Origin of the sequence: Winogradskyella sp., assembly GCF_016744625.1 — a bacterium.
Taxonomy (GTDB): domain Bacteria; phylum Bacteroidota; class Bacteroidia; order Flavobacteriales; family Flavobacteriaceae; genus Winogradskyella.
Map to the genome: position 1 here is coordinate 19,763 of NZ_JADGDZ010000025.1, position 21,079 is coordinate 40,841.

At 33.2% G+C, this 21,079-nt stretch carries 17 protein-coding genes; 7 read left to right on the forward strand and 10 right to left on the reverse strand.

Annotated features, from left to right (window positions below; all coding sequences use genetic code 11):
• Window positions 1-128: 128 nt before the first annotated feature.
• From radA to panC, 7 genes are all read right to left on the reverse strand, one after another.
• The gene (gene radA, locus QZZ53_RS07470; protein WP_296383156.1) at window positions 129-1,487 is read right to left on the reverse strand and encodes a DNA repair protein RadA; all 1,359 of its coding nucleotides are present in this window, start codon (window positions 1,485-1,487) and stop codon (window positions 129-131) included.
• 62 nt (window positions 1,488-1,549) lie between these two features.
• Window positions 1,550-1,702, reverse strand: a complete 153-nt coding sequence (locus QZZ53_RS07475; RefSeq protein WP_296383158.1) for a hypothetical protein — start codon at window positions 1,700-1,702, stop codon at window positions 1,550-1,552.
• Entirely contained in the window at window positions 1,689-2,885 is a 1,197-nt protein-coding gene (locus tag QZZ53_RS07480; protein ID WP_296383160.1) for an alpha/beta hydrolase-fold protein, read from the reverse strand. The genes QZZ53_RS07475 and QZZ53_RS07480 overlap by 14 nt, the downstream gene beginning before the upstream one ends.
• 78 nt (window positions 2,886-2,963) lie before the next feature.
• Window positions 2,964-4,112, reverse strand: a complete 1,149-nt coding sequence (locus QZZ53_RS07485; protein WP_296383163.1) for an alpha/beta hydrolase-fold protein — start codon at window positions 4,110-4,112, stop codon at window positions 2,964-2,966.
• A 42-nt stretch (window positions 4,113-4,154) separates the two neighbouring features.
• Window positions 4,155-5,114, reverse strand: a complete 960-nt coding sequence (locus tag QZZ53_RS07490; protein WP_296383165.1) for a lysylphosphatidylglycerol synthase transmembrane domain-containing protein — start codon at window positions 5,112-5,114, stop codon at window positions 4,155-4,157.
• 3 nt (window positions 5,115-5,117) lie between these two features.
• Window positions 5,118-5,468 carry an aspartate 1-decarboxylase gene (panD, locus tag QZZ53_RS07495; RefSeq protein WP_296383167.1) on the reverse strand — a complete coding sequence of 117 codons (351 nt, stop codon included), beginning with the start codon at window positions 5,466-5,468 and terminating at the stop codon, window positions 5,118-5,120.
• 13 nt (window positions 5,469-5,481) lie between these two features.
• Window positions 5,482-6,333, reverse strand: coding sequence for a pantoate--beta-alanine ligase (gene panC, locus QZZ53_RS07500; RefSeq protein ID WP_296383169.1), 852 nt, complete (start codon window positions 6,331-6,333; stop codon window positions 5,482-5,484).
• 110 nt (window positions 6,334-6,443) lie between these two features.
• Between panC and QZZ53_RS07505 the strand changes: the two genes are divergently transcribed.
• The 7 genes from QZZ53_RS07505 (at window position 6,444) to QZZ53_RS07535 (ending at window position 17,389) form a co-directional block, all read left to right on the forward strand.
• Complete coding sequence (locus tag QZZ53_RS07505) at window positions 6,444-7,256, forward strand: glycogen/starch synthase (protein ID WP_296383171.1); 813 nt, start codon at window positions 6,444-6,446, stop codon at window positions 7,254-7,256.
• 8 nt (window positions 7,257-7,264) lie between these two features.
• The gene (locus QZZ53_RS07510) at window positions 7,265-8,965 is read left to right on the forward strand and encodes a DUF4270 domain-containing protein (RefSeq protein ID WP_296383174.1); all 1,701 of its coding nucleotides are present in this window, start codon (window positions 7,265-7,267) and stop codon (window positions 8,963-8,965) included.
• Window positions 8,966-8,980: 15 nt separating this feature from the next.
• Window positions 8,981-10,828, forward strand: a complete 1,848-nt coding sequence (glmS, locus tag QZZ53_RS07515; RefSeq protein WP_296383176.1) for a glutamine--fructose-6-phosphate transaminase (isomerizing) — start codon at window positions 8,981-8,983, stop codon at window positions 10,826-10,828.
• 172 nt (window positions 10,829-11,000) lie between these two features.
• Complete coding sequence (locus tag QZZ53_RS07520; protein WP_296383178.1) at window positions 11,001-13,766, forward strand: TonB-dependent receptor; 2,766 nt, start codon at window positions 11,001-11,003, stop codon at window positions 13,764-13,766.
• 14 nt (window positions 13,767-13,780) lie between these two features.
• Window positions 13,781-15,358: a G-D-S-L family lipolytic protein gene (locus QZZ53_RS07525; protein WP_296383180.1), complete on the forward strand. Its 1,578-nt coding sequence runs from the start codon at window positions 13,781-13,783 to the stop codon at window positions 15,356-15,358.
• A 169-nt stretch (window positions 15,359-15,527) separates the two neighbouring features.
• On the forward strand, window positions 15,528-17,036 hold the full coding sequence (gene atpD / locus QZZ53_RS07530; protein ID WP_296383182.1) for a F0F1 ATP synthase subunit beta: 1,509 nt from the start codon (window positions 15,528-15,530) through the stop codon (window positions 17,034-17,036).
• A gap of 77 nt (window positions 17,037-17,113) precedes the next feature.
• A complete protein-coding gene (locus QZZ53_RS07535) occupies window positions 17,114-17,389 on the forward strand; it encodes a hypothetical protein (RefSeq protein ID WP_296383184.1) in 276 nt (91 codons plus the stop codon).
• 56 nt (window positions 17,390-17,445) lie between these two features.
• Here QZZ53_RS07535 and QZZ53_RS07540 read toward each other — a convergent pair whose 3' ends face one another.
• From QZZ53_RS07540 to QZZ53_RS07550, 3 genes are all read right to left on the reverse strand, one after another.
• Window positions 17,446-19,605: a DUF5916 domain-containing protein gene (locus QZZ53_RS07540; protein WP_296383185.1), complete on the reverse strand. Its 2,160-nt coding sequence runs from the start codon at window positions 19,603-19,605 to the stop codon at window positions 17,446-17,448.
• A gap of 1 nt (window position 19,606) precedes the next feature.
• The gene (locus QZZ53_RS07545) at window positions 19,607-20,557 is read right to left on the reverse strand and encodes a nuclear transport factor 2 family protein (RefSeq protein WP_296383187.1); all 951 of its coding nucleotides are present in this window, start codon (window positions 20,555-20,557) and stop codon (window positions 19,607-19,609) included.
• A gap of 102 nt (window positions 20,558-20,659) precedes the next feature.
• On the reverse strand, window positions 20,660-21,079 hold a 420-nt coding region (locus QZZ53_RS07550; RefSeq protein ID WP_296383189.1), incomplete at its 5' end, for a helix-turn-helix domain-containing protein.

Sequence of the window (21,079 nt, forward strand, 5' to 3'; positions counted from 1 at the left end):
ATTTGCATGAAAATCCGCAAGAAAAAAGTGAATTTTATCAGATGTAACGCTTTAAAAATCCGACAAAATGCTCAATATTATACGGTTTTAATTCAAAAAAAGCATTCTAAACACTTATTATCAAGGGGTTAAGTCAAAAACCCGATTAAATCTTCAATCTTAGAAATTAATTGAACTTTAATCACTGTATTCTTTAAAGAAATTTTATTGTATTTAGAAACAAAAATGGTTGAGAACCCTAATTTTTCAGCTTCTAAAATTCGCTGTTCTACGCGTTGCACTGGTCTTATTTCTCCTGACAAACCGACTTCTGCTGCAAAACAATAATCGCTTGGTAAGGAGACATCTTCATTAGATGATAAAATGGATGCTACTACAGCTAAATCTATTGCAGGATCGTCAACAGTAATGCCACCAGTGATATTTAAAAACACATCTTTTGCTCCTAGACGGAATCCTGCTCGCTTCTCTAAAACAGCTAATAACATATTTAGTCGTTTTGCATTAAAACCTGTAGCAGAACGTTGTGGTGTGCCATAAACAGCAGTACTGACTAGAGCTTGTACCTCTATCATTAGAGGTCTCATTCCTTCTAATGTTGCAGCAATTGCATTTCCAGATAATTCGCTATCTTTTTCAGAAATTAAAATCTCTGAAGGGTTAGACACTTCTCGTAAACCAGAACCCTGCATTTCGTATATACCTAACTCATTAGTAGAACCAAATCGGTTCTTATTCGCTCTAAGAATTCTGAAAACGTGGTTTCGATCTCCTTCAAACTGTAAAACCGTATCTACCATATGCTCTAAAATCTTTGGTCCAGCGATATGTCCATCTTTAGTAATATGACCAATTAATAAAACAGGAGTAGAAGTCTCTTTTGCAAATTTAATAAGCTCAGTAGTACATTCTTTAATCTGAGAAATACTACCAGCAGAGGATTCTATATAATCACTATGTAAAGTCTGAATAGAATCTATAACTACTATATCAGGCTGGAGTGTAGCGATTTGTTTAAAGATATTTTGTGTTTTGGTTTCCGTAAGAATATAGCAATTATTGCTATTTGGATTAATACGTTCTGCACGCATTTTTATTTGCTTCTGACTTTCCTCACCAGAAACATATAACGTTTTGTATTGTAATTTTAAAGCTATCTGAAGTAACAATGTACTTTTACCAATGCCTGGCTCTCCTCCCAATAACGTTAGTGATCCATGGACCATGCCTCCACCTAGCACACGATTAAATTCTGCATCTTGCATATTTAATCTAGACTCCTGAGAAGTGTCAATCTCATTTATTTTTAAAGGTTTTGAAACACGTTTAGAAGATGAAGAAGGCGCTTTCCAATTACTCTTTTCAGGTTTTTGAATCACTTCTTCTGCAATCGTATTCCATTCTTTACATGAGGTGCACTGTCCTTGCCATTTGGCATACTGACTGCCACAATTTTGGCAAAAAAAGGTTGTTTTTACTTTAGCCATGTTCACTTCCTATATATATCAGGAATCTGTTTTATTTTTAGAACCGCTAAATTAAGATAATTTTAGTTGATGTCTTTAAACCAACTTACAATAGCCAAAGCCTTAAGTGTTACTAATTTTGATGGCAAATGAGATAGTAATACTCTTTTTGTTTTTCTATATAAAGATTCAAAAAAGTAGTCCGTAGATAATGTGCTTTTTTTAGTTTTCTTCATCATTATCTTCTTCTTCTTCTTCTTCTTCTTCTTCTTTGTCTGTATCAACTACTGTAAGTTCATCTATTTTTGAAAAAATAAAATCCCTATTAATATGACTAACATCATTTAATGTCAGTGCAGATTCATATAGTTTTTTTGCTTTTTTGGTCTTTCCAACTTTTTCAGCGTATTGAGCTAAATAATAAGTTCCTAATAGTGAATTTGGGTTAAGCTTTTTGGCTAGTTTTCCAATTTTCTCTAATGATTCTAAGTCGTTACGTTGTTCTGCAACTTTAACTACTTTTTCTATCTCTTCTTCAGTAATAGGTTTTTTAATTCCAAATAAATCTTCAATTCTATCATAACGATCTACCAAATATTTATCTAAAGTTCCTTCGTAAGGCAATACTTTCTCTTCCAATTCCTTTTCTCGAAGAGGTTTATATAATTCGAAAATCTTGTCAAAAGATTTTGAAATAGCACTTGTTACTAGGGTATAATGTGTATCATTTTTAAAATCATCAAAATAATAGGTTAAGTATTGATTCTTAACATCAGCGATTTGAATATTCGCATTTAAAACAGCATCTCTAATTTCTGGCAAGTCTTTGTCTGAAGTTGCCATGTAATAGAAAATATCATCTTTAAAAAACTCTAAACGTTTCCCTAAATAATCCTTTACAGTACCAGATAAATCAGGACTAATACATACATAAGCCTGAAAAAGCGGATCTTCCTTAAATAGATACGAATTAATAAAGTTACCCATTAAATCGTGACCAACTGCTACTCTAAATTTACTAGTATTATACTTGTTATCTAGGTATGGAATTAACTCGTCTGATACAAAATCGTGAAAACGCAATCCTGATTCCTTTGGCAATCCTGTAACTTCATCACAATAGCCATCGTAATAACGTTCTTTACCTTGTACTACACCAACAATAATAGAACCTGGCATATCATCAAAATAAGTTTGAAAATCAACTTGACCAGTAACAGGTTCAAATAAATAATCACCATCAAAAACAATGATTAATGGATGTTTTAATTCTGAAGACGGATCGTAATTCTTTGGAAGTTTAATTTTAAGTTGGCGTACAACATTTAGTTTTGAAGAGTTGATTTCATCATAACTGATTTGAGCCAATATTGGAGTGCATAATATGCAAGCCAAAACTATTAAAATAGTCTTTCTCATTTGTAAGTAGGTTTAGTTAAGGGATTCCAAACATACTAAAATATCGTTAAATTGTCAATTTTTTTCGATGAACCGCAATTAGTTTTTCATCGCATCTTGTGCCTCATACATTTTTTCGAGCATAATTTCTTTATCGATAAATTGTGATGGCTCTAAAAGCAAACCAGATTTATATCGCTGTAAGGCTTTTTTAAGATTGCCTTCTTTTTCGTAATACATCCCTAAATAATAAGCACTTAGCATAGACCCTGGGAATTCTTTCTTTACTAATTTAGATAATTTATCTAAAGATTCTAAATCATCCTTTTTATTACAAGCTGCAGCAATTGCTCTAATATCATTCTCTATTAATTTTTTTTCGAATCCGTAGAAATATTCTATGTCATTATACTTTTTCATTAAATAATCATAAGGAGAACCTTCAAAGGTGAGTACTTTTTCATTATACTCTTTACCATTAATTGGCTTGTATAAAGCAAATATTTCGTTTAATGCTTTTGGAATTCCTCTTCCGACTAAAGAATAATGGTTGGCATCTTCAAAATTATCGAACTTGTAATGCAGTTTAGGATTTTCAATCGATTTTAGTTTTGCGTCACACTCTACAATAGCATTTCGCAATACTTTTACATCAGCATCTGCAGTTGCCATATAGTAAAATGTTTCCTTTTCTAATATCAACAACCGTTCTTGTAAACGATTTACCATTTCTGGAGCTAAATCCGGACTTAAAGCAACATAAGACCTAAAAAGGGGGTCATCTTTAAATAAATAATAGTTAATGAAATTTGCGCCTAAATCATGGCCAATGACAATTCTAAAATTAGAAGCTTTATAATTATCTTCTATATATGGCAATAATTCAGCAGCTACGAACTCATAAAAATCTGCACCTTCATGTGCTGGAAAAAATGTATCATTATCATAAAAGAAATCATCCTCTCTAGTTTTACCCTGTTTTACTCCGACGACAATACAATCTGGAATATCTTCCCAATAAGCTTGGTAATCTATATTACCTGCAACGGGTTCGAATAAATAATCGCCATCAAGAACTAAGACCAAAGGGTAAGACCGTTTTTCTTCAGAGTCATAATTTCTAGGTAGTTGAATCTTCAATTCGCGTTTACCATCTAGTTTATAAGAATCAATTGTTTCGTAAATCGCCTGAGCTTGAAGATTTAAAGCAATAAAGCAGAGTAAAACGAGTGTAAAAAAATTCTTCATAGTATTGATAGACTTAAAGTTAGGGCAAGTTAAAAAATATTTCTATATATCGGTTTTCTTTCTATTGTATATTGGAAGATAAATCAATGAAAGACCTCCTAATAGAATGGTCATTAGTGTTTGAGATCCCCAAAGTAACCAGCCGAAAGCAAAACTTGGATCCTTGGCTATTCCAAATATAGAAAACGCAGCAAATACAGCGGCAGGATATGCTCCCGTTCCACCATTTGTTGCAGCGACACTAAAGCTAGCAGAAATAAACCCGATTAATACTGCAGCGATAGGTATATTTTCTAGACTTTTAAAAGCAAATGTGGTTGTATAGAACATAAGGAGGTACATTCCCCAAATAAACAGAGTATGAAATATAAAAGGCCACTTCTTTTTCATTTTAAAAATACTCAAAGCACCTTCAATTAAGCCTTTTATAAAGTTTTTTATTTTTTTGATAATGTTAGAACTATTCTTTCTTAAGACAATAAACAATAGTCCTAAAATTAAAACCAAAACTCCAAGAATAATAACGGAATTAAAACTTAATCGTTCTGAAAAAAATTCAACAATAAATTCAAATTGCAAAATAAGAGTAACGCCAATAATACCAAGCATTACTAACATATCTGCGATTCGTTCTGCTACGATGGTTCCAAAACCTTTTTCAAAAGGTACATCTTCATAATTAGTTAAAATTGTAGCTCTAGCGACTTCTCCAGATCTCGGAATACCATAATTAATTAAATAGGTGGCAAAAACAGCCATCGCGCTATTTTTAAATTTCACTTTATAACCTAATGGCTCTAGCATAAATAGCCAACGATAGGCTCTAGACAAATGACTTAATGTTAAACAAAAAACACTGAGCAATATCCACCTAAAATCTGCTTGTCTTGCTTCTAGAATTATTTGTTCAAGGGGTACTTTACTTAAAGAATACCATACTAAACCAATGCTTATTAGAATAGGTAATGCAATGGTTAATATTTTTTTATGTGCTGGTTTCAAAAGCTATTTTAGAAGATTGGTGGCTTCGTCTGGGAACACTAAAGAAGGTTTAAAAACTTTAGCCTCTTCAATGTCCATAAACGCATATGTAATAAGAATTAAGGTGTCACCAACCGCAACTTTACGTGCAGCAGCTCCGTTTAATGTTATTTCACCACTATTTCGAGGACCAGGAATACAGTAGGTTTCTAAACGTTCACCATTGTCATTATTTACAATCTGAACTTTTTCACCTTGTATAATATTAGAGGCATCCATAAGATCCTCATCAATGGTAATACTTCCTATATAATTAAGTTTTGCATCTGTAACTTTTACACGATGAATCTTAGATTTTACAACTTGTATTTGCATTCTACAAAGATAATTAATTTAGAGCGATATTATCTATAAGTCTTATATCACCTGCATATACAGCTACAAAAGCTCGATATGTCTTTTTTGTTGATTTTCGTTTTACTGGTTTTAAGGTTGTTGTATCTGCAATAATAAAATACTCTAACTCCAAAAGCGGTTGTCTTTTAAATTGCTTTTCAACCCATTCCGTAACATTTTGAGCACTTTTTGTGCCAAACTTTTCATTGGCAGAATTAAGTGTTCTATATATAAAAGGCGCAATATTCCTATGCACTTCTGTCAGTCTTGCATTTCTAGAACTCATGGCCAACCCATCTTCTGCCCTATGAATAGCACAACCAATAATTTTCACAGGAATATGATGCAATTCAACAAGTTTTTTAATAATCTGTAATTGCTGAAAATCTTTTTCACCAAAATAAGCATAATCTGGTTTAACAATTTCCAATAAGCGTTTCACTATTGTGCCAACACCATCAAAATGACCGTCTCTAAATGCTCCTTCCATTTCATGCTCTAAACCTTCAAAGGTGAAAGATTGTGATAGAATATTGTTACCGTAAATATCTTCAACAGTTGGAGCATATACGATAATCGTCGTATCACTTACTGTTTTTAAAAGTGTAACGTCAGCATCTAAAGTTCTTGGATATTTAACTAGGTCTTCTTGGTTGTCAAATTGAGTCGGATTAACAAAAATACTAACCACAACAATATCATTTTGATCTAACCCTTTGTTAACCAATGATAAATGACCATTATGAAGTGCACCCATTGTTGGCACAAACCCAACGGACTTTCCATTGGCTTTTATCTCATCAATATGATGTGACAATTCGATTTTATTAAGAAATTTTCTCAAGGCTATAACAAAAAATTAACGCGTGCAAACATAATATTTTACTGGCAATCTGCACAAAATTTTGTAATTTTGCATGTTTTTTACCTTTAATTTACAAAAGCAGCAGATTTATGAAAGATAAACGAATATTGTATGTGTCCTCAGAAGTGGTTCCATATTTACCAGAAACTGAGATTTCTTCAATGTCATTTGAAGCTCCAAGAATGGTAAACAAACAAGGAGGTCAAATACGAATCTTTATGCCTCGCTTTGGTAACATTAATGAAAGAAGGCATCAATTACATGAAGTTATTAGACTTTCTGGAATTAACTTGGTGATTAACGATTTAGATATGCCTTTAATTATTAAAGTGGCATCAATTCCTAAAGAACGAATTCAAGTTTACTTTATAGATAACGAAGATTATTTTAAAAGAAAAGCGACGTTAACAGACGAAGACGGAAACCTCTTCCCGGATAATGACGAACGCGCCATTTTCTTTGCCAAAGGAGTTATTGAAACTGTTAAAAAACTAAACTGGGCTCCAGACATTATACACGTCAACGGATGGCTTGCGTCTTTACTACCATTGTATTTAAAAGAATTTTATAAAACCGAACCTTTATTCACAGAAAGCAAAATAGTAACCTCTGTGTACAATCAAAGTTTTGAAGGTGCGTTAGATAAGGGTATGCTAGATAAAGTGAGTTTTGATGAATTAGATGCTGATGCAACTAAACTCTTAAAACAACCAGATTATATTAATTTAATGAAAATTGCTATTGATAATTCTGATGCAATAATTAGAGGTTCAGAAGATTTACCAAAAGAATTAGATACATACATAAATGATTTAACAAAACCTGTTTTAGACTTCTATTCTATTGAAGAATTTGCAGATCCGTACACAGAGTTTTACAATAATACTGTCTTAAACAGTTAATAACACCTATGAAAAGAAACAAATTTGCCCTACAGATTACTGTATTTGGATTAATCGTACTAAGTTTTATTGCTTGTGATAAAGATTTTGCAGACCTAGAATCTGACATTATTAATAATCAAAATGCTACAAATTTTAGTATCGAATCAGAACAGCACGATGTTATAACCTATACAAAAGCTTTAGGACCGGTTGAAACAAATAACCTCGGAGTTAATATCAATTCTTTAGGCATCTATGATGATGGATACGGAAGAAGCACTTATAGCTTTGTTAATCAAATAACAGCAAGTGCTTTTGACCCAGATTTTGGAGATGAAGTTGTAATAGACTCAGTAGTATTATCACTTCCCTATTTTAGTTCTGCTAAAGAAGTTGAAGACAGTGGAAATATATTATATGATATTGATTCTGTTTTACCTAAAACAGAAACCTATGAATCTATAAAATTAAGGGTTTTTGAAAACAACTATTTTTTAAGAGATTTTGATCCAAACGGAGAGTTCGATGAAGCTCAAGCCTATTTCTCTAACAAATCTGCGTCTATGTCGGAAGCTATTTCAGATGCTGCTTTGGAAGGGGAGGAATTAATCTTTCTTACAGGTCCACAGACATCTTATCCCGCAGCTAGTACAGATAATATAATAAACATTAGCGACGAAGGGTTTGTTTTAGAAGAAGATGATGAAGATGGACAACCACAAGTTTCTCAAAGACTATCGCCTGGTATAAGAATTAAATTAGATCCAGCATATTGGCAAAACAAAATTATTGACAAAGAAGGTGACCCAGTTTTGAGTAGTCAAAATAATTTTGCAGAATATTTTAGAGGGCTCTACTTTAAAGCAGAAGCTAACGAAAATAATGGTAGTTTCATGATATTAGATACTGGTAATCAAAATGCAAATATTACCATCCATTATACAAGACTTACTACTTCGACAACTGATGACGCTAGTGCAACAGAACAGTCTTCGTTTGTATTGAGGTTTGGACCAAACAGAATTAACTTTATTGATAACAATTTTACGACTCCAATAATTGATGGTGATGATGTAAACGGTGATAGTGAGTTATATTTAAAAGGTGGAGAAGGTTCTTTTGCTGTTGTGAAGCTTTTTGATGGTTTTTACGATCAAGGAGCTGACATAACTAATTTTGAGAAATTTAGAAGTGATTTCGTAAATCTAGATGATAATGATGAATTTATAAGTTCAAAACGCTTAGTAAATGAAGCTAATCTCGTTTTCTATGTTAACCAAGAAAGTGTGCAAAACAACGAGCCAAATCGCATTTTCTTGTACGATATAGATAATAATTTACCGTTAACCGATTATAATAGAGATGCATCAAACAACAGCTTACCTTCGTTTTCGATTATAAACCATCTTGGGCCATTACAACGTGTTGGTGACGAACCAACTGGAGATGGTATTAAGTACAAGTTGAAGATTACAGAACACATTAATAATTTATTATTAAGAGATTCTACTAATGTTAAATTAGGTTTATCCGTTTCTCTTAATGTTAATCTGGAAAATCAAGCTTTAGGTCTTGGACAAAAAGAAGTACAAAGTGCTGATGATCCAGATATTATGATACCATTAAGTTCAGTTTTATCACCAAGAGGTACAGTATTGCATGGTAATAATACCCAAGATCAAAGTAAAAAGGTGTATTTAGAAATATATTACACCGAACCAAATTAACTAAAAAATTAACCTATGTGTGGAATTGTTGGATATATTGGCCATCGCGAGGCTTATCCTATTGTAATTAAAGGGCTTCAAAGACTAGAGTATCGTGGATACGATAGTGCAGGTATAGCATTATACGACGGAAACAATATTAAACTTTCAAAAACTAAAGGAAAAGTTTCTGACCTTAAAGATCGATTAGAAAGTGAAATTTCAACAGATGGAACTCTTGGTATTGGTCATACACGTTGGGCTACTCATGGTGTGCCAAACGACGTAAACTCTCATCCACATTATTCAAATTCTGGAGACTTAGTAATCATCCATAATGGAATTATTGAAAATTACGATTCACTAAGAAAAGAATTAATTAAGCGTGGTTACACGTTTAAATCAGATACAGATACAGAAGTATTAGTCAATCTAATAGAAGACGTAAAGAAAAACGAAAAGACAAAACTAGGAAAAGCAGTTCAAATTGCTTTAAATCAAGTTGTAGGTGCATATGCAATTGCTGTTTTCGATAAGAACAAACCAAACGAAATTGTCGTTGCAAGATTAGGTAGCCCATTGGCTATTGGAATTGGAGACGATGAATTCTTTATTGCAAGTGACGCTTCTCCGTTTATTGAATATACTAAAAATGCTATTTATCTTGAAGATGAAGAAATGGCAATTATTCGTAGAGGAAAAGACATAAAAATAAGAAAAATTAAGAATGATGCTTTGGTTGACCCTTACATACAAGAACTTCAACTTAATTTAGAGCAAATAGAAAAAGGTGGTTACGATCACTTTATGCTTAAAGAAATATATGAACAACCTGATGCTATCTTAGACACTTTTAGAGGAAGATTGCTTAGTAATGAAGCAATGATAAAACTAGCAGGTGTTGAAGACAATATGAAAAAATTCCTTGCTGCTGACCGTATCATCGTTGTGGCATGTGGAACTTCTTGGCACGCTGGCTTAGTTGCAGAATATATTTTTGAAGATTTAGCTAGAATCCCTGTTGAAGTAGAATACGCTTCAGAATTTAGATATAGAAACCCTGTAATTACAGAAAAGGATGTTGTTATAGCAATATCTCAATCTGGTGAGACAGCAGATACTTTGGCTGCAATAAAATTAGCAAAATCTAAAGACGCATTTGTATTTGGTGTTTGTAATGTTGTAGGCTCTTCTATTGCTAGAGAGACTGATGCAGGTGCATATACGCATGCTGGCCCAGAAATTGGTGTCGCATCAACAAAGGCATTTACAACACAAATAACTGTATTAACCTTAATGGCATTGCGATTAGCAAGAGCAAAGGGTACAATTTCAAGTTCAGAATTTAGACATCACTTAATTGAATTAGAAACAATACCAAGTAAAGTTGAAGAAGCTTTAAAATCTGATACTTATGTCCAAACTATAGCAGATATATATAAGGACGCTACTAATTTCTTGTATTTAGGTCGTGGGTTTAACTTCCCTGTAGCTCTAGAAGGAGCATTAAAACTAAAAGAGATTTCTTATATCCACGCAGAAGGTTATCCAGCAGCGGAGATGAAACATGGTCCTATTGCTTTAATTGATGAAAATATGCCCATTGTGGTAATTGCTACTAAAAAAGGACATTACGAAAAAGTAGTAAGTAATATTCAAGAGATAAAATCTAGAAAAGGTAAGATTATAGGTATTGTTACCAAAGGAGATAAAAGTGTTAAAGATTTAGCAGACCATGTTATTGAAGTGCCTGAGACTATAGAATGCCTTACACCTTTACTAACTACTATACCTTTACAATTATTATCATATCATATAGCTGTAATGTTAGAAAAGAATGTCGATCAACCTCGAAATTTAGCTAAGTCAGTTACAGTTGAATAATTAAAGAAAGTTTTAGAACAATATTTTAAAGTCTATGAATTGTGTAATCCTCAATTTATAGGCTTTATTTTTTGATAATTTATTATGCACGCATAATTTTATGAGAATTTCTTACTGAATTTTCATATATTTAATTAAATTGCTCATCTAATAAATTAACTAATTCTCTAAAATGAAGACAATCTTAAAGCTTTTCACAATGCTTTTTTGTGTGGCAACTTTTGCACAGACCACTATAAAAGGTAAAATTACAGACAATACTGGGTTACCCTTACCTGGTGCAAACATTGTCGTAGTAGGCACCAGTTCTGGTACTATTTCAGATTTTGATGGTAACTACACTTTAACAGTAGATCAAAATCCTCCATTCTCAATCCGTGTGAGTTACACTGGGTTCGAAATTCAAACTATTGAGATCACATCTAATAATCAAACTGTAGATGTTACTCTGGTAGAAGGAAACGAACTAGATGAAGTCGTAATTTCTGCATCACGTACACCAGAACGAATATTTGAATCGCCTGTTACTGTTGAACGTTTCGGTTTAAAAGAAATAAAAAATACTGCATCTGCTGGCTTTTATGATGGATTAGAAAACCTTAAAGGAGTTGATGTTAACACAAATAGTTTAACCTTTAAATCCGTAAACACCAGAGGGTTTGCAACATTTTCTAACACACGTTTTATGCAGTTAGTAGACGGAATGGATAATTCTGCTCCAGCATTGAATTTTCCAATCGGAAATTTAGTTGGTATGAATGAAACCGATGTTTTTAGCGTAGAGCTATTACCTGGTGCTGCATCTGCTCTTTATGGTGCAAATGCTTTTAATGGTATCTTATTTATGCGAAGTAAAAGTCCTTTTGACTTTCAAGGTATTAGTGGTTATCACAAACAAGGTATAACATCACAAGATGCTGGTGGAGACAACACCTATAGAGATTCTGGAATTAGAATGGCTTATAAATTCAATGAAAAATTTGCAGCTAAAGTTAATTTTGGTTGGTTAAAAGGAACCGATTGGACTGCTGATAATTATAATGGTAAACCAGGAACTGGTGATACTAGAGCAAGTTACGGTTACGATGGAATCAATGTATATGGTGACTTGGTTGCTCAAAATATTAACGTACTAGCTGGTGGAACAGGCATTGTACCAGATGTGGTCGTAAGTAGAACTGGTTATAATGAAGAAGACTTAACAAACTATAATGCAGAAAGTATTAAAGCAGATTGGGGCTTATATTTTAGACCATGGGAAAATGATTTTGAAATTCAATACGTTGGAAAGTTTGGTACAGGAAATACAATATACCAAGGTAGTAATAGATATAATATCGCTGGTTTTTCCCAACAGCAACATAAAATCGAAGTAAAGAACGATAATTTTTTCGTTAGAGGTTATGTCGTTTCGGATAAAGCGGGAGATTCTTATGATATGGTATTCACAGGTGTGAATATAAATAGAGCTTGGAAATCTGATGCACAATGGTTTGGTGAGTATATCAATACCCATATTGGTGCAACACTTTCAGGTGCAACAGATGCTCAAGCACATGCTGCTGCAAGAGCTCAAGCTGAATCAGGACGTTATTTACCTGGCTCACCTGAATTTATTGCTGCATTTAATAAAAGTATCAATGATCCAGATTTGAATACAGGTTCAAAATTTCAAGATAATTCAAAATACTACCATAGTGATGCTAATTATAACTTCAGTCATTTATGGGATGTAGTAGATGTTCAAATTGGTGGTTCTTACAGACAATACAGTTTAAATTCTTTTGGTACTATTTATACCGATTTTGACGGTCCTATAGATTATTCTGAATATGGCGTTTATACCCAGCTTCAGAAAAAGTTTGAATTGAATGAAGACATGCAATTAAAACTTACGGGTTCTGCACGTTACGATAAATCTGAATTTTTTGACGGGTTTCTTTCCCCAAGAATTTCTGCTGGTTTAACGGTAAACAAAAATCATAATGTTAGGGCTTCAGTACAAACTGGCTTTAGAAACCCAACTACACAAGATTTATTTATTGGTCTTAATGCTGGACCAAGAGTCTTAGTTGGTTCCGCTCCATCAAATTTAGATCGTTATGAAAGAACTTATGATATCAACCCAGGAGGTATTGATTTGGGTCAACCAGCAACGGTTACTCAAACAGGTCGTGCTGCCTACGAAAATTCATATTTAAAATCATCAGTAGATGCATATTTGGCAAGTGGCAATACAGTAGGCACTAGAGATGCAAGTTTATTAGAAGTTGGGAACTCTGACATTGTTAAACCTGAAAAAATCACTTCTTTTGAAGTAGGATATAGAGGTAAATTAAATAAGGTAACCGTAGACATGAGTGTTTATTATAACAAATACCAAGACTTTATTTCTGGAGAAGTTGTGAGCGCACCTTTCTATGGAACTGTAGGAACTAACGATATTTCCGTCAATGCAATTTCGAATCGCGATTTTCGAGATTATCAAACCTATAACAATTCTGAAGCCGATATCAATTCTTATGGTGGCTCTATTGGTTTAGACTTAAAGGTTTTAGGTGGTTTTGATTTAGGTGGGAGTTACACCTATACTAAACAAGATTTTGATCAAGCTGCATTCCCTGATTTTATAACAAGTTTCAACACTCCAGAACATAAAACAAAGTTAAGTTTTGGAAATACAGAGCTCGTTAAAAATGTAGGATTTAATGTCGCTTGGAGATGGAGTGACAACTATTACTGGCAAGCTACTTTCGGTAACGGAGATATTCCTGCTTACCACGTCTTAGATGCTCAAGTGAATTTCAAAATACCTTCACTTAAGTCTTCTTTCAAAGTAGGTGCAACAAATTTACTTGGAGATGAATATTTTACAGCGATTGGTGTTGGAAGTATTGGTTCTATGTACTATGCATCTTGGACTATTAATAACTTATAAAAATTAATACAAAAATGAAAACTATTAAATATATATTTCTTTCGGTTGTTCTATTAGGTTTTACAGCCTGTAGTGAAGACGATTATGATTATAACCCAGAACCTGAACCTTTACCAGCTTTAACAATGGGCTCTATAGACATTACAAATTATGTGGCAGTTGGAGCATCTTTCTCGGCTGGTTTTGCTGACGGAGCTGTCTTTATTGCTGGACAAGAAAATTCATTTCCTAATATACTATCACAACAATTTGGAATAGACAATTTCACACAACCATTAATGAATGATAATATCGGTGGTTTTGTTGCAGGTGGTAACCCTATTTTACATCCTATTACTGGTGATGACTTATTCCCACCTAGATTCTATTTAGATTTATCTGGTGCTAGTCCTGCTCCAACTAGATTAGATGCTACACCTACAACAGATTTGGCTCTAACTTCTATAACGGGTCCGTTTAATAATATGGGTGTTCCAGGTGCTAAAAGTTTTCATATTACTTTAAACGGATACGGAGGATTAAATCCATATTTTGGAAGAATGGCATCTTCATCTACTGCGTCTGTATTAGAGGATGCTTTAGCACAAAATCCAACATTTTTCACCCTTTCAGAAATTGGAGGAAACGATGTGTTATCTTATGCAACTTCTGGAGGTACAGGAGTTGATCAAACTGGAAACTTTGATCCTTCAACATATGGAGGAACTGACATTACAGATCCAAATGTATTTGCAGGAGTTTTTAGCGCACAAGTAGATGCATTAACAGCTAATGATGCTAAAGGTGTTCTTGCTAATGTTCCATACGTAACAAATTTACCATTCTTTACAACTGTTCCTAACAATGCACTAAATATAGATGCAGGAACTGCAGCAAGTCTGACAGGCTTTTTTCAAGCAGTAGCTGGTATAACTACACAGGGATTAATTCTACAAGGTGTTCCTGCTGCTCAAGCTCAAGCTCTCGCAGCGCAATATGCTATTACATTTAATGAAGGTCCAAATAGATTTTTAATAGATGTACCTATGTCTGCTACAAACCCATTAGGTTTTAGACAAATGACAGAAGATGAGTTGTTATTATTAACTATCAACCAAACTGCATTAGCTCAAGGTTATGGTTCTGTAGTTCTAACACCAGAAGTTCTTCAGGTTTTAGGTCTTTTACAAACTGGTGGAACTCCAACACCTCAACAGGCAGGTCTAGTATTAGCAGCGGTTAGTGGTATTGATGATGGAGATGCATTAGATAGTTCAGAATTATTAAGTATTAAAAATGCAACAGATGCATATAACACTACTATAGCTGCTGTTGCTTCATCAAAAGATCTAGGAATTGTTGATTTTAAAGGAATACTAGAAGAAGCATCTACCACAGGAATTTCTGATGGTGACTTTACCTTAACAACTAGCTTCATTTCTGGAGGTTTAGTAAGTATGGATGGTATCCACTTAACTGCTAGAGGTTATGCTGTGATGGCGAATAAATTTTTAGAAGCCATTGACACAACTTATGGTTCTAATTTTATAGCCGCTGGTGTTAAGGCAGATCCTGGTAATTATCCTACTGTCTACTCACAGACACTACAATAAATTATAACATTATATATTATAAAAAGTGCGTTCAAATTGAGCGCACTTTTTTTATGCAAAAAAGCCATTAAAAAACACTACTTTATTTTAAATAAAACTATATCTTCGCAGCGCGAAAAACGAGCTGTTTTTCATATTTAAATTATTGCATAACAAAAACATAAGAGTAATGTCAAAAGTTACAGGTAAAGTTGCACAAATCGTAGGCCCAGTTATCGATGTAGAATTCGCTGCTGGTTCAGAGCTTCCAAAGATTTATGATTCGTTAGAAATTAACAACCAAGATGGTTCTAAATTAGTATTAGAAGTACAATCCCACATTGGTGAAGATACAGTACGTACTATCGCTATGGATTCTTCTGATGGTTTAAGTAGAGGAACAGAAGTTCACGCAACTGGTGCTCCAATCCAAATGCCTATTGGAGAAGATGTTTACGGACGTCTTTTTAATGTCATTGGTGATGCTATTGATGGATTAGGTGATTTACCTAAAGCTGGTGATGCTGGCTTACCTATTCACAGACAAGCTCCTAAATTTGAAGATTTATCAACGTCTACTGAAGTTTTATTTACTGGTATCAAGGTAATCGATCTAATTGAGCCTTATGCAAAAGGTGGTAAAATTGGTTTATTTGGTGGTGCTGGTGTTGGTAAAACAGTATTAATTCAAGAGTTGATTAACAATATTGCAAAAGGTCATGGTGGTCTTTCTGTATTTGCAGGTGTTGGTGAAAGAACACGTGAAGGAAACGATTTACTTCGTGAGATGTTAGAGTCAGGAATTATCAAGTATGGTGATGACTTTATGCATTCTATGGAAGAAGGAGGATGGGATTTATCTAAAGTTGATAAATCAGGAATGAAAGAATCTAAAGCAACTTTCGTATTCGGACAAATGAATGAGCCTCCTGGAGCTCGTGCTCGTGTAGCACTTTCAGGATTAACTATAGCAGAATATTTCCGTGATGGAGCTGGTGATGGACAAGGGAAAGATGTATTATTTTTCGTAGATAATATCTTCCGTTTTACACAAGCTGGTTCTGAGGTATCTGCATTACTTGGTCGTATGCCATCTGCGGTAGGTTACCAACCGACATTAGCAACTGAAATGGGTGCGATGCAAGAGCGTATTACATCAACTAAAAAAGGTTCTATTACATCTGTACAAGCGGTTTACGTACCTGCGGATGATTTAACGGATCCTGCACCAGCAACAACGTTTGCTCACTTAGATGCAACAACAGTATTATCTCGTAAAATTGCTGAGCTAGGTATTTATCCTGCGGTAGATCCATTAGATTCTACATCACGTATTTTAACTGCTGATATTTTAGGTGATGAGCACTATAACTGTGCACAGCGTGTAAAAGAGTTATTACAACGCTATAAAGAATTACAAGATATTATTGCTATCCTTGGTATGGAAGAATTATCTGAAGAAGATAAAATGGCTGTAGGTAGAGCAAGACGTGTACAACGTTTCTTATCTCAACCTTTCCACGTAGCAGAGCAGTTTACAGGTCTTAAAGGTGTTTTAGTAGATATTAAAGAAACTATTAAAGGTTTTAATATGATTATGGATGGTGAATTAGATCACTTACCAGAAGCTGCATTTAACCTTAAAGGTTCTATTGAAGAAGCTGTTGAAGCAGGAGAGAAAATGCTTGCTGAAGCCTAATTAAGTTCAGAGTTCAGAGTTTAGAGTTCAGGATTTTAGCTCAAACTTTTAACTCATAACTCATAACTAAAAGAGATATGTATTTAGAAATTGTATCGCCTGAGGCAACATTATTTAGTGGAGAAGTAGATTCTGTTACTGTTCCTGGTGTAAATGGTGAATTTGAAATGTTGAAAGATCACGCACCTATTGTATCTATTCTTAAAGAAGGACACGTAAAAGTTGCTGGTTCTGTTACACTCGAAGAAGAAGTTGAAGCTAAATTTACGAAATCTGATAAAGGAGTTTGGTTAGCTATTAATTCTGGTACTATTGAAATGAAAGACAATAAGCTTATTATTTTAGCTGATTAATTCTCTTTCAAATATTATATAAAAAAACGCGAAGCAAATGCTTCGCGTTTTTTTGTTTAAAACTCTAATCTATAATTCATTTTAAAAGCAACTCCCCAACTTTTTCGAGTAATATCTTGATTGTAATTATCCGATACCACTAAGTAAATATAAGATAATGGTTTGTACTCCCATTGTATGCGACTATTAACATTAAAATTGTCACGTTGTGTATTGTACTGTACATAAGTGGTCCAATTTAAGCGATTATTAAAAAAGACTTGTCCTGTAAATCTCGTAAGGTGAAAGGTTTCTTTTCCTAAGGCATTTAAATCAATGGCATTAATGTCGTGAGATACTTCAAGGTTTGCAAAAGGTAGCAACTGATAATTTAAATAAATACCACCTGCGGTTTGCTTTCCACTATAATAATTCCCTTTCTGAAGATTAACACGATATCTGAATTTTTGATTATTAGCCGAATTATATCCTACTTTTAATAATCCATAACTGTATTTATCTGGCTGCAATGCGTTACCATTTGCTAAAGGATCAAATCCATATTTTAAATCCACAAAATCATGTGTGTACACATAATAAACAGCTGAAAGGTCTTTAAAGAATAGTGCTGAATTTAAAAAATGAGATGATTGATTAAGTTTACCTTTTTCGTCAAAATACGTATTGTTACTATAATTTAAAATTCGAAAAGAATTTAAACTTTTATGATTCTCATAAAACTTCTGATGTTCAACTCTTGCTGTAGTTTGTGTATATCCTTCTTTAACAACTATATCATTTAAAGCGTCATAATTACTAACTCTTGGTGTAAACCCAAAATCTGTAATGTAGTTTTTACCAATATTCTTTATAGCTGCACTCCACTCAAACCCTCTTTTATTATACCAAACACCTGCATGATAAAAATTATTTTTTTCTGAAACTCCATCATTAAAACTCTTACCAAAATTGGCGAGCCCTAACCATTTATTGTTGTTAGACTTGTAGTTAATGTTTAACCCTGTTACACGATTATAATCATTAACGAATTCAAATCCATTAGTTTCTTGCCTATTGATTAAGTAAGCTGTTGCGGTTATGTTTTCTGATAATTGTTGTTCACCAACAAAAACACCATAGTTTTGCGAGGCTATATCGTCTTCCTTATCTGATTGTACATTTAAAACGCCTATTCTTGTTTTGGGTGCAATGTTTCCTGAAAGTTTTAATCCAAATTGAATATCGCTATTTGCACCGATACGCCTTGAGTAAAATGGATTGACACCTTGTACACCTAGATTTGAAAACAAATCAGCATTTTCTAAAAAGAAATTTCTGCGTTCTGGGAAGAACACCGAGAATCGCGTTAGATTAGTTACTTGTTGATCGACATCAATTTGCGAAAAATCTGGATTTATAGTCGCATCTAATTTTAAGGATGATGTTAAGTTATATTGTACATCTAGACTAGGCTTAATGGTAGTTTCATCAACATCTTCAACAACATCATTTTGATAGTTTGTTGTTATAGATGGAGTAACAGTAAAGCGAGAAGTTGATTTATCTGGAAGATTTTCAACAGCACATTTCTCATTAAATCGCAAATCTAAGTTGGCATAGTTTCGTTTTACGTTGGTAAGTATTGTCCACGAATTATTTTTAATATCTCTAACATAAAACTGAACACCAAAAACAGCATTGTCTTTATTAAAGTTTAAAGCTTTTAACGGAATCGCAATTTCATATTGTTTTTTATTACCGTTCAATTTCGTTTTGGCTTGCCAAACGGTATTCCAACTAAAACTTAAATTATAACCTCCACTACTTCTACCTACTAAACCATCGGTTTGATTTCCTAAAGAATTTACCGCAAACAAATAGCCATTCTGTTCCTGGTTTTGCGTATCTAAAACCATAATAAAGGCATCGCTAAACGCAATAGACACATCTCTTTTTAAAGTACTTACTTGCGTTCTCTCTGTTGTATCATTATAAATAGCACGCACATATAAATACTCACCATTATGAAATAGTTTTACCGAAGTCTGATTTTCCGCTAAACCTATATCTGTAGGTAAATAGTTATAAAAACCTGTATGCTCTGGTAATTGTTGCCAAATCGGTTCAGAGAACTCGCCATCAACCTCAATCTTGGTGTCTATATATTTAATAGTAGATTCTTGGGCGTATAGATTAAATCCACAAATGATTATTAAAAGGATAAAAAACTGCTTCATATTAGTTATCTTTTGCATCATCAACTCTAGTTGCTGTTTTACTAATTATTTTCCATCCGTTTTCAAACTTCTTTAATAAGAACAAATCGATATAAACCCATTCTCTATCTGGACCTGCAATTTCAACTTTAGCAGTTGCTATATCTTTTACTACTTCTATTGCTAAGACTTTAGCATCACGACCATTGAATTTTCCTTTTTCAGCATTCTTAAAAAACCCAGTATATTCTTTTGGCGTATAAATCTTAAACTTACCATCTCTTCCTGTAAGATATAAAGTCGCATTTTCTGTAAAAGCACTTTCTAGCATTTCTAACTTGTTGTATGAACTGCCTTTCATGTAGTTTTGAAGTGTTTTTTCAACCAAAGAAGATTCTGATTGTACACTTGTAAATTGATTATCTCTTATTAGATGAAAATTTTCTATTATTTTAGAACTCAATTTCCAGTTTTCATTCCTATCCAATAAAAAGGACCCACCCCAAACCTCATTAGGAAAATCTAATATTTGCTGTGTCATTTCCCCTAATGACGGCACTGTGCTTTTAAGTTTTTCTATAGCTTCATCTTTTGGTAACCAAGTCAAGTTGTGGTTGCCCTTTCCTAATTCTAAATCACCCTTAATGTATTTAGCCACATATAACTGTCTGGTGTCAGATGATTCTTTAAACTTGTATTTATAAGTAAAGATTCCAGCAAGGCTTGGTTTTGTAATTGTAATGCCATACTCAGTTGTAAGACTATCTATAACTTCATTAATATTTTGTCTTTCTGTATGGAATGTGGCAATTGTCATCCAACCATAATCTGATTCTTTCATTAAGACGTCACCATTCGCGTTAAGGATAGTTAAACGAATAACTGTTTTATTTGGTTCTGGATCTTTTGTAGATTGACCTAAAAGCGAATTAGAAATTAAGACTATTATAAATAAGAGGAATATCTTTTTCATTTGTATGTTTTTAAAGTTCTATACAAACTTCAAAAAACAAATGCAATTTAAAGTGTTAGGTTATAATGGAATTGTCCAGAATTATAAAATCGGATAAAATGATTAAGAAAATTGCCTTTTAAACTCGGCAGGCGTTTGCCCTACAACCTTCTTGAAGGTAGCGTAAAACGTAGATTTTGAAGAAAACCCAGCTTCAAAACCGATAGCCTCTAAAGTAAATTGATTATTTTCTACTAATAGTTTTTTGGCTTCTTCAATTCTTAATTCATTTATATATTGAGCAAACGATTTTCCTAAATTATCATTTAATAATTGTGATAAATGATGTTTAGAAATATTCAATTCATCGGCTAAGTCTTTCAATTTTACATCAGAATTTTTAAACAGCGCTTTTTCTTGTATCAAATCAGATAGCTCTTTAATAAGGTGATCTGCTTCGCTTGAATTAATCTTTTTTGCAGCATATTTTTCTGGAATATCTTGAAAAACACTTTCCCTATTTTTTTTGAATAGTAGAAAAAT